This is a genomic window from Frankia sp. CgJB1, assembly GCF_977947065.1.
The window spans coordinates 1-9,895 of record NZ_CDWTNB010000150.1 but is presented as its reverse complement, the minus strand read 5'-3'; the positions used below and the strand labels follow the sequence as shown (position 1 = coordinate 9,895).

General features: G+C 68.6%; 6 protein-coding genes and 2 pseudogenes. 6 read left to right on the top strand and 2 right to left on the bottom strand.

Going from position 1 to position 9,895, the window contains the following annotated elements; genetic code table 11:
* Positions 1 to 44 precede the first annotated feature (44 nt).
* The gene (locus tag AC08OT_RS15700) at positions 45 to 938 is read right to left on the bottom strand and encodes an exodeoxyribonuclease III (RefSeq protein ID WP_476592683.1); all 894 of its coding nucleotides are present in this window, start codon (positions 936 to 938) and stop codon (positions 45 to 47) included.
* 74 nt (positions 939 to 1,012) lie between these two features.
* Here AC08OT_RS15700 and AC08OT_RS15695 point away from each other — a divergent pair, with 74 nt between their 5' ends.
* The 5 genes and pseudogenes from AC08OT_RS15695 to AC08OT_RS15675 all read left to right on the top strand — a co-directional run bounded on the left by AC08OT_RS15695 (position 1,013) and on the right by AC08OT_RS15675 (position 8,542).
* On the top strand, positions 1,013 to 1,828 hold the full coding sequence (locus tag AC08OT_RS15695; protein ID WP_476592684.1) for a RibD family protein: 816 nt from the start codon (positions 1,013 to 1,015) through the stop codon (positions 1,826 to 1,828).
* Positions 1,829 to 2,014: 186 nt separating this feature from the next.
* Positions 2,015 to 3,139, top strand: a complete 1,125-nt coding sequence (locus AC08OT_RS15690) for a hypothetical protein (RefSeq protein ID WP_476592685.1) — start codon at positions 2,015 to 2,017, stop codon at positions 3,137 to 3,139.
* A gap of 199 nt (positions 3,140 to 3,338) precedes the next feature.
* Positions 3,339 to 5,986, top strand: a pseudogene (locus tag AC08OT_RS15685) (ATP-binding cassette domain-containing protein).
* 307 nt (positions 5,987 to 6,293) lie between these two features.
* On the top strand, positions 6,294 to 7,532 hold the full coding sequence (locus tag AC08OT_RS15680; RefSeq protein ID WP_476592686.1) for a glycosyltransferase family 4 protein: 1,239 nt from the start codon (positions 6,294 to 6,296) through the stop codon (positions 7,530 to 7,532).
* A 68-nt stretch (positions 7,533 to 7,600) separates the two neighbouring features.
* Complete coding sequence (locus tag AC08OT_RS15675; RefSeq protein ID WP_462188303.1) at positions 7,601 to 8,542, top strand: beta/alpha barrel domain-containing protein; 942 nt, start codon at positions 7,601 to 7,603, stop codon at positions 8,540 to 8,542.
* A 78-nt stretch (positions 8,543 to 8,620) separates the two neighbouring features.
* Here the strand turns inward: AC08OT_RS15675 and AC08OT_RS15670 are convergent, their stop codons facing one another.
* Positions 8,621 to 9,172, bottom strand: a complete 552-nt coding sequence (locus AC08OT_RS15670) for a DUF3291 domain-containing protein (protein WP_462188297.1) — start codon at positions 9,170 to 9,172, stop codon at positions 8,621 to 8,623.
* A 515-nt stretch (positions 9,173 to 9,687) separates the two neighbouring features.
* On the opposite strand from AC08OT_RS15670, the pseudogene AC08OT_RS15665 reads away from it, so the two are divergent.
* Positions 9,688 to 9,895 (top strand): annotated as a pseudogene (locus tag AC08OT_RS15665) (hypothetical protein); the annotation flags it as partial.

The following is a 9,895-nucleotide window of genomic DNA, read 5'->3' as shown; positions in this document are numbered from 1 at the left end:
GGCATACCCCGCCGGACCGGTCGATCCTGCCGGGACCGCCCGGCTCAGCGGCGGCGCGGTCCGGTGCCGGCGGAGGAGGTCTGTCCCGGGGCGGACCGTCCGGCCGAGCTACCACTCGATGGAGGCGGCACCATCGGCCCGATGTCGCCGTCCGGCGCGGTGTCCAGATCGACGATGACGGGAGCGTGGTCGCTCGTCCCGACACCCTTGCGGGCTGCTCGGTCCACCCAGACCGCGCGCACGCGGCCCGCCACGTCGGCGGTCGCCAGAGCCAGGTCGATGCGCATCCCAAGGTTCTTCGGGAAACACAGTTGGCGGTAGTCCCAGTAGGTGTAGACGGCGTCGTCGGGCCAGCGGGCCCGCAGCACATCGATGAGCCCGGCGTTGACGAGTTCTGCGAGTGCCGCGCGTTCCGCCGGGGTGACGTGGGTGGCGCCCTCGAACTGGGTGATGTCCCAGACGTCGGCATCCGTTGGCGCGATGTTGAAATCACCCAACGCCATCACCGCGCCCTGGGCCGTGGCCTCGGCCACCACCTCGCGCAGCGCGGCGAGCCAGGCCAGCTTGTAGGCGTAATGAGGGTCGTCGATGGTCCGGCCGTTGGGTACGTACAGCGACCAGATCCGGATGCCGCCGCAGGTCGCGGCGATGGCGCGAGGCTCGGGACCGGGAAAGCCCGGAGCGCCCGGAAGACCCCGCGCGACGTCGTCGAGGGTGTCTCGCGACAGGATCGCCACGCCGTTCCACCGGCCGTCGCCGTGATGGGCGACCCGGTAGCCCCGGCGGAACAGATCCTCGTCGAACAGCTCCAAGAAGGCGTCGTCCGACAGCTTCGTCTCCTGCAGGCACACCACATCCGGCTCGGCCCGGTCGAGCCATTCGATCAGGCGGGCCTGCCGAGCCTTCGCAGAGTTGATGTTCCACGTCGCGATCCGCACATCTGTTGACGGTAGTCCCAGGGTCCGACAGGTCTGCTGGGCATGTCGGGTCTGGGATGATGGTCGTCATGGGAATGAGCCGGCGTGTCGACAATGACGCTGTGGGCCGAGGCGCTGTTGCTGGCCGGCCGTACGTCATCTGCAGCTGCGCGATGTCGTTGGACGGGCACATCGACGATAGCTCGGATGAGCGGCTGATCCTCTCCAGTGCCGCCGATCTCGACCGGGTGGACGAGGTGCGTGCCGGCTGTGACGCGATCCTCGTCGGCGCGGCCACTGTCCGGCGGGATAATCCCCGCCTCGCCGTGCGCGCGCAGCACCGTCGGGCGGCGCGGGAGGCGGCCGGGCGTCCGCCCACGCCGATCAAGGTCGTGCTGTCCGGCGGGGGAGATCTCGACCCGAGCGCTCGGCTGTTCACCACCGACCCGGTCGAGACGATCATTTACCGTCGGGCCGGATCATCGTTGGCGATCGCCGCGCCGACCTCGTCTCCCGAGCTGTCAACGCCGCAATCGGCGTCGGCGGCGATCCGCACCGCGCCCGCTGCCCGCACCGAACGCGCCACCTTCACCGCGCGCGTCATCCTGGTCGAACTTCCCGGTCGGCCCCGGGTCGAGGTCGCCGCCATCCTGACCGATCTCGCCCGGCGTGGCGTCCGCCGGCTGCTGGTGGAGGGTGGTACCTCGCTGCATACGGCCTTCCTCACCGCCGGCCTGGTCGACGAGCTGCATCTTACCGTCGCCCCGTTCTTCGTCGGCGAGCGCGATGCGCCGACCTTTGTGGGACCGGGGGTCTTCCCCAACGACGTCCGCTCGCCCCTTCGCCTCGTCGAGGTCCGACAACTCGACAATGTGGTTTTTCTTCGGTATCTGGCACCGACGTCTCACTAAACGCCGTGACCGGCGGCTCGATCGCCTCCGGACCACGAAAGGACCACGCGGTCGTCGAGCCCACGCCGAGTCGACGGCACCGATGTCGATGCGGAACGTAATACTTGCCTCACTTCATGTCGTGGCTTCGAGGTACGTCCGGGACGGCGTTCCCGGAGCATGGCCGGCCCCTGCGGAAGGGCGATGATGCGGGCGGTATGGGCGGCGACCATGGCGGGCACGATGGCTGCCGCCCTCATCCTGGCGATGGTTTCGGCGAACGGCGCCGCGGCGCGACGGCACGCGGTCCCGGGTGGACCGGTTGCGCCGGTGGATCTGGGCTTTCCATCCGGGTACTTGTTCAGTACGGCGACAGCGATCAACGATCGGGGAGAGGTCGTCGGCATCGGCTCCGCGGGCTCCTACGACCTCCACGGCCTGCGATGGTCGGAGAGTGCGGTGACGGCGCTGCCGGACGGGGCCCCCGGGCCGTCGCGGATCAGCAACGCCGGCCAGGTGACAGGCTTCCGCCCCCACCGCGGCGCCCCCGACACCGGATTCGTGTTCCGGCCCGGCGGCGTTCTCGTCGATCTCGATTTCCGGGTCGAGGACCAGAACGAGCGCGGCCAGGTGGTCGGGACCAGAACCACGTTCACCGCGCCGCCTCGTGCCGTGAGCTGGTGGCGTGGCCGGACCGTCGATCTTGGCGCGCCGTCGGGTGCCGCCAGCTTTGCCGTGGCGGTGAGTGACAGCGGACAGGTCGCCGTTCGGGTGGACGAGGGGGGCCGTTCCCGCACCGCCCGGTGGACCCGAGGGCGGTGGACCGATCTGCCCGACCTGCCCGGTAGTGTCGGGAGCTGGGCCGCCGACATCAACGATCGTGGGGACGTCGTCGGCTGGGCCCAGACCGCCGATCGGACGATGCACGCGGTCGTCTGGCGGGGTCGGAGGATCATCGATCTTGGCGCGCTGGGCGGTCGTGGCACCCTGGCGACGGCGATCAACGACGCTGGGCAGGTCGTCGGTTCGACGTTCGACGGCAACGGTGGCGGTCGCGGCTTCCGCTGGGAGGACGGCCGCGTGACGGATCTCGGCACCCTCGGCGGCCCTTCCAGCACGCCGGCGGCGATCAGCGACCGTGGCGACATCGTTGGCGTCAGCAGTACGCCCGACGGCGCCGAGCACGGATTCCGCTGGTCCCACGGTCGGATGGTGCTCCTGGGCGATTTCGGCGGCGGCACCAGCCGCGCCGTGGCGGTCAACAACCGCGGTCAGGCCGTCGGTTCCGCCCGCCTACCCGACGGCGGCACCCGTGCGGCCCGCTGGAACTGATTCGATTTCCACCACCCGCCCACCGCATTTCCTCGTTCCCCGGACCGGTCGGTGTCCGGATCCAGCACGCTCCAACCCGTCGTGGCGCCGTCTCGTGGCCGTCAGCTTTCGGACATGTTGCGGAAGGGGCGGGAAAACTCCCTCTGCACAGGCAACACTATGGTGCGTCTGGCGATCGAAGGAGCGAGGGAGAGTGCTGGTGGTTCCGACCCCGCTTCACGTCACCACCCCCGCGGGGGAGGCGACGCTCACCGGAGACAAGCCGGTCGTGGTGGGGCGGGCCCGTACGGCCGATATTGTGATCAACGATGGCCGGGTGTCGCGCCGGCATCTGGTGCTGCATCCCGACGTCGGCGGATGGCGGATCGAGGACATCAGCGCCAACGGTCTCTGGCGGGATGGCTGCCGTGTGGGCGGTCTTGCCGTCTCCGGGGAGCTCCGGCTCGGCGCGGTGGACGGACCTGAGGTGGTGCTCGTTCTGCGTCCGGCCCCGCCGATGATCCCGCCGACCGCGCCGACCCATAGCCCGGGCGGGGCACCCATCCCCCTTGCCGGCCCGCCGTCGCCGTCGCCGGGCGCGGCGGTGCCGGGCACGGAATGGTGGTCCGAACCGGCGCCGGGCGCTGCGTCGGCGCCCATCCCGGCGGCGCCCGTCCCAGCGGCGCCTGCGCAGTCGGGCGGGCCCGACTCGGCCGTGGGGCAGGCGACGATCGTGCACGACCGGCGGCGCGTGCATCCGCTGACGATCGGACGGGTGCGGATGGGCCGGTCCCGCGACAACGACATCAACGTGGGCGACCTGCTCGCGTCCCGCCATCACGCCGAGCTGCACATCTCGGTGGCCGGTGTCGAGCTCGTCGACCTCGCTTCCGCCAACGGCACCTTCGTCAACGGTCACCGGGTCACCCGGGCGCGGGTGATGCAACGCGACATCATCGCCATCGGCCATCATCTGTTCCAGCTCGAGGGAAACTCGCTCGTCGAATACGTCGACTCCGGTGACGTGGCCTTCGAGGCGCAGGCGCTGTCGGTGTGGGCCGGCACCAAGCAGCTCATGCACGACATGACCTTCCGGCTGCCGGGCCGTTCCCTGCTCGGCGTCGTCAGACCGAGCGGGGCCGGCAAGTCCACGCTCCTCAACGCTCTCACCGGCTTCCGACCGGCGGACCGGGGATCGGTGATCTACGCGGGACGTGACCTCTACGCCGAGTATGACGAGTTGCGACGCCGGATCGGGTACGTGCCGCAGGCCGACCCGCTGCACGATCAGCTGACCGTGCGTGAGGCTCTGCTGTACGGCTCGGAGTTGCGTTTCCCCGCCGACACCACCGCCGAGGAGCGGCGGGCCCGGGTGGAGGAGGTCATCGGCCAGCTTGGACTGACCGCGCACGCCAACACACCGGTCTTCTCCGGCTTTCCGGCGGCCAGAAGAAGCGCACCAGCGTCGCGCTGGAGCTGCTCACCCGGCCCTCTCTGCTGTTCCTGGACGAGCCGACCTCCGGCCTGGACCCGGCCAATGACCAGTCTGTGATGGAAACCCTGCGGGGCCTGGCGAAGGGCGGCGGCGCCGGCTCCGGCGACGAGACCGGCCGGACCGTCATCGTCGTCACTCACAGTGTGCTGTTCCTGGACCTGTGCGACTTCATCCTCGTGCTCGCGCCCGGCGGGCACGTGGCCTACTTCGGGCCTGCGGACGGGGCGCTGCGGTTTTTCGGCAAGGAGGACTTCCGCGAGTTCGCGGCGGTGTTCCGCGAGCTCGAGGCCACTCCGGGTGAGGAGATGGCGGAGCGGTTCCGGGACTCGGAGTTCTTCGTACCCTCCGCGGTCGTGGCGCCCGCGGTGCGCAAGGCACCGCCGGAGCTGCCCAGCGTGCGCCAGCAGCCGGTCCGGGCCCAGCTCGCGACGCTGACCCGACGGTACTGGCGGGTCGTGCTCGCCGACCGGTCGTACCTACGGCTGATCATTGCCTTCCCGTTCCTGCTCGGCGTCGTCCCACAGGTGATCCGCGCCCCGGACGGGCTGCGTGCGTTACCCCAGGCGCCGAACACCGACGCGACGAAGGTTCTCCTCGTCCTGGTGCTGTGCGCCTGTTTCATGGGCATGGCCAACTCGGTCCGGGAGATCGTCAAGGAGCGGCCGATCTACCGGCGGGAACGCACGATCGGGCTGTCCCACACCGCCTACCTTGGATCAAAGATCATTCTGCTGACCGGGATCACCACCGCCCAGTGTCTTGTCTTCACCCTGATCGGGCTGGTGGGCCGGACCCCGCCGAGGGCGGTCGTGCTCGGCTCGCCGGTGCTGGAGTGTCTGATCGCGGTGAGTGTCGCGGCGCTCGCCTCGATGATGATCGGTCTGCTGGTCTCGACGCTGATCGACAACGCGGACAAGACCATGCCGATCCTGGTCCTGGTCACGATGGGTCAGCTGGTGTTCTCCGGGGGACTGACCTCGCTGGTCGGGCGCCCCGTGCTGGAGCAGATCAGCCTGCTCGTCCCGGCCCGCTGGGGGTTCGCGGCCCTGGCGTCCACGGACGATCTTAACGACGTCAGCAAGTTCGGTAACGAGACCCTGCGGACCGACCCGGCCGACGGGCTGTGGAAGCACAGCGTGGCGATCTGGGTCCTCGACATCGTGATCTGCGTGCTGATCGGTGTCGTGGCATTGATCCTCACGGCCGTCATGCTGCGCCGGATCGAACCGAAGGTCACCCGGCCGACGGGTGCCGGGCCAGGGCCGGCCACCGGTTCGGGTTCGGGAGGGTTGTCGGGTCCGCGGCTGTACGGCGCCGGGGTCCCGCCGGCGCACGGTTCCAGGACCGGCCGGTCCATGCCGTTACGCGGCTGAGTGGTCAGTCCGTCCCTGTAGCCCACGCCCCGGACCAGGTATCCCGGCGACCTCCCTCGCGAGCCGGGCCGCGAGGGAAGTCGCTATGAATTCGTAATGAAGTAATTAATGCAAGCCAATATGCGTCTTCGCAGGTCACGGGCTCACGAGGACCCCGAAGTGAACAAGTTATTTCATTCCGAATCCTATACCCCTATCTGTGGGCCGGCGCGGCGCGAGTGGTCGCAAATCCAAAACCTCCGCAGCAACCGGTTATCGTGGCGATAAGGTGAGCTGACCGAAGTTCGCTCGCGGTGGGGGATTGGGCATGGAGATCGTCTTCTTGTGCGAGCAGTATCCGCCGATCATCTGGGACGGGGCGGGAGTCTATACACACGACATCGCTCACGCACTGGTCGCGCTCGGTCATCGGGTTCATATCCTCTGCGCGCAGGGACGCTACCGCACGGATGAGGATCATGACGGGGTGATGGTGCACCGGCGGCCTCTCCTGCGGTTGCCCGTCACCAGGTTTCTCGGCCCACTCGGCCGGTCGTTCCAGGGGGAGAACCACCCTCGCGATTCGCTCTCCCTGCGGTTCGTTCTCGCGGTTTCCTATGCTTTCTGGCTGTGTCGTCTCGGTCTGCGTCCCGACGTGATCGAGACTCAGGACGGCGAGACCCGGGGCCTGCGTACCGCCCTGCGCCGCGACATCCCCCTCGTGATCCACCTGCACACCCCGACGATGATGGATGTGCGCCTGCGGGACGGCCGGCTGCACGGCAGGGGCGCGGTGGCCGACCGGATCGACCGGTTCTCCGCTCTGCGCGCCGACGCGCGCACCGCTCCCTCCGAGCTGATCGTCACCACGCTGCGCGGTTTCGGCTGGCTGGATAGGGATACCGACGCGGACGTCATTCCTTACCCGTTCGACCGGTCCCCGTACATGGAGGTGGCGTCGCCCCAGCACACCGACCCGACGTTGCTCGTCGTCGGACGGCTCGAATGGCGCAAGGGGCTGGATGTCCTGATCGAGGCGGCCGCGCTGCTGAAGAAACGGGGTGTCGAGGCGACGGTGGTCTTCGCCGGTCAGTCCTCGGGCACGATCGAGGGTGTGGCGACCGGGACCTGGCTGGAGCAGCAGGCGGTCAAACTCGGCGTCACCTGCCGTTTCGCCGGCCACCTGACCCGTCCCGAGCTGGTCAAGGCCTATGAGGAGGCACGGGCGGTCGTCGTGCCGAGCCGGTTCGAGAGCTTCTCCATCGCGGGTCTCGAGGGAATGGCCTCGGGACGCCCGGTCGTCGCGACCGCGACAACCGGAGTGGCCACCTGGGTGGCGAAATGGAAGGGCGGCACGGTCGTCCCGCCGGAGGACGCCCCCGCACTCGCCGACGCCCTGGAACTCTTCCTCACCGACCCGGAGTTCGCGGAGACGGTGGGTGCCCGCGGTCGGGTCGGCACCGCCGAGCTCGAGCCGTTGCGTATTGCCGCCCTGCGCGAGAAAGTCTACCAGAAGGCCATCGACCGTTTGCGGGCGCGCCACGGAAAAACCTCCGCCGTGGCATGAGGGTGGCGACCCGGATCATCGATTGCCGGTCACGAACCTGATCCAGGCGAAAACCCTAGGGTGGGGTCATGAGCGGTCTGTGCGGTGTCTCCCTGGAACATCCGATCATGAACGCGGCCGGCACTTGCAAGACCGCCGAGGATGTCGAAACGTTCGCCCGGTCGGCGGTCTCGATGATCGTCGTTGGTTCGATCACCAGAGAACCGCGGTCAGGCAACTCCGGCAACGTCTACTGGCCCGGCCGAGTCTACTCGTTGAACGCGCTCGGGCTTCCCAACCGCGGACTGGACTACTATGCCGCGCATCTGCCCGGCATGGTGCGGCGCGCTCACCTGGCGGGCAAGCCGTTGACCGTCAGCGTCGCCGGGTTCGGTGTCGACGAATACCGCGAGATCTCCGCGGTCGTGGCGCGGACGGGGGTCGATCTGATCGAACTGAACCTGGCCTGCCCGAACGTCTGGGACGGCGGAACGCAGAAGCGCATCGCCTGCTTCGATCCCGGGCACACCGCGACGATCTGCACGGCGGTGGGCGACACGCTGGTGGCGCAGGCTGGTGCCGATCCGGCCCGACGCGTCCCCTACGGAGTCAAGATCTCGCCGTTCTCCGATCCGTCGGCTCTGGCGGAGCTCGCAACGGTGATCGATGAGGTCGCCGCGCGTCCCGGTGGCCCGCGGTTCGTCACGGCGGTGAATACCTTCCCCAACGCCTTCGCCGTCGACGAGGCGCACCGACCAGTCGTCGACGTCGAGCTCGCCGGTATGAGCGGGCCGGCGCTCAAGCCCGTCGGGCTCGGTCAGGTGCGCCAGCTACGCCGCCTGCTCCCGGAGAGTGTGGACATCGTCGGGGTCGGGGGTGTGACCGACGGGCGCGACGTCGCCGACTACCTGCTGGCCGGGGCCACCGCGGTCCAGGCCGCCACCGCGTTCTGGAACCGTGCGGAGGATCCGGCCGTCTTCGGTGCCATTCTGTCCAACTGGATCGACCACACCGACCCGACCGTCCCCTGAAAAGGGTTTCACGCGTATTTTCCGTACATCTTTCCAGCATATTTTTTCACGTCCTCGGCGCGGGAGCCCATCGCCGGATCATCCTCCGGCCGCCGCGTTTCTCGGTGCCGCTCGGCCTGGCTGCTCGGCGGTGTTCTCCGGGCCGCTTCCCGGGACCAGGGAGATCCGCCGGTCCGGCGGTGGAAACGTCAGCCGGAACGTGAAGGCGGTGGCGGTCGGACCGTGGGCCCGCAGGTGACGAACCCGGTCCTCGGCCTCGTCCGTCCCCGGCCGATGCCCGGCGGGTACCCACCACAGGGCGTTGGTCGTCCGCTGGGTGGGATGAAACCACTCGCGCCGACGGCGTAGGAACGCCCCGTGGCCGCTACGGAAGACGAAGTTGGCCAGCGCCTCCACCGACTCCCAGACGGTCAGGTTCACGATGATCGCATGGTCGCCGTCGCCCTCCCAGACGAACGTGCGTACGACGGTGTCGCCATCCTCGGCCCGCAGGCGCCAGACGAAGCCAGGCTGCCCGTCGCCGAGCGTGTTGGTGGGAGTGAGACCGGCGACGAAGTCGGTCAGCGCGGAGGAGCCGGGCGGCGCGAGCAGTCGGGCGATGTTCACCTGGGCCAGATGGTAACCCGTCATGAAGGCAGCCTAGGGAGGTTGTCGCGCTGCCGCCAGGAATATCGGTCAATTACCGATCGATTATGATCGGCGAGTTGGCGGGTGCAATTTCTACCAGTTTTTCGATGCCGCTCGGAACAGCCGGCGAACAGTAACCCCGCCACGAACGGGCCGGCCGATGCCGATGCCTGCCGATCGGCGCCCCATCGTGGGGCTGTCAGGTGATCCGTCAGGTGGTGTCGCCGCCGAGGGCTCCGCTGGAGCCACCCGGATGGACTCACCCGAGTCGATCATGCGCGCCTCCCACCTATTGGCAACGTCGAAGCTACTCTCCGTAGTCGGAGGTGCCGGGAGGGGAAGATCCCAAGATCCCGGGGCGGGCTGTGTCATTTGCGTGGAAGCGTGTTTCTCCGCGGAAATCAGCCTGAGTGCGGATCGCTCGAGTTCGGTCGGTGATCCGATTTCGGTCCTCGCTGACCGAAATGGCCTCCACTGCCGACAGCATTTGGTCATTTTCCGCTAGCAATGGGGGAGTCATGGGAAGTTCCGCAAGGAGAAAAGCCGCAGTTGTCGCTCTGTCCACGACGGCGGCTCTGGTTGTCGCCGCGGGGCCCGCGGCCACGAGCGCGTTGGCCTCCGATGGTCACGACGGCCCGAAGGACAAGCGCGTCACCAAGCACGTCGTCAAGGAGCACTGGACCAAGATTCTCTGGGAGAAGGAGAGCTGGGACAAGAAGGTCTGGG

Coding starts and splice junctions, on each gene's coding strand:
- AC08OT_RS15690 (WP_476592685.1), top strand. CDS start 2,015: ATGCGGGCGGTATGGGCGGCGACCATGGCGGGCACGATGGCTGCCGCC.
- AC08OT_RS15670 (WP_462188297.1), bottom strand. CDS start 9,172: ATGACGGGTTACCATCTGGCCCAGGTGAACATCGCCCGACTGCTCGCG.
- AC08OT_RS15680 (WP_476592686.1), top strand. CDS start 6,294: ATGGAGATCGTCTTCTTGTGCGAGCAGTATCCGCCGATCATCTGGGAC.
- AC08OT_RS15675 (WP_462188303.1), top strand. CDS start 7,601: ATGAGCGGTCTGTGCGGTGTCTCCCTGGAACATCCGATCATGAACGCG.
- AC08OT_RS15695 (WP_476592684.1), top strand. CDS start 1,013: ATGAGCCGGCGTGTCGACAATGACGCTGTGGGCCGAGGCGCTGTTGCT.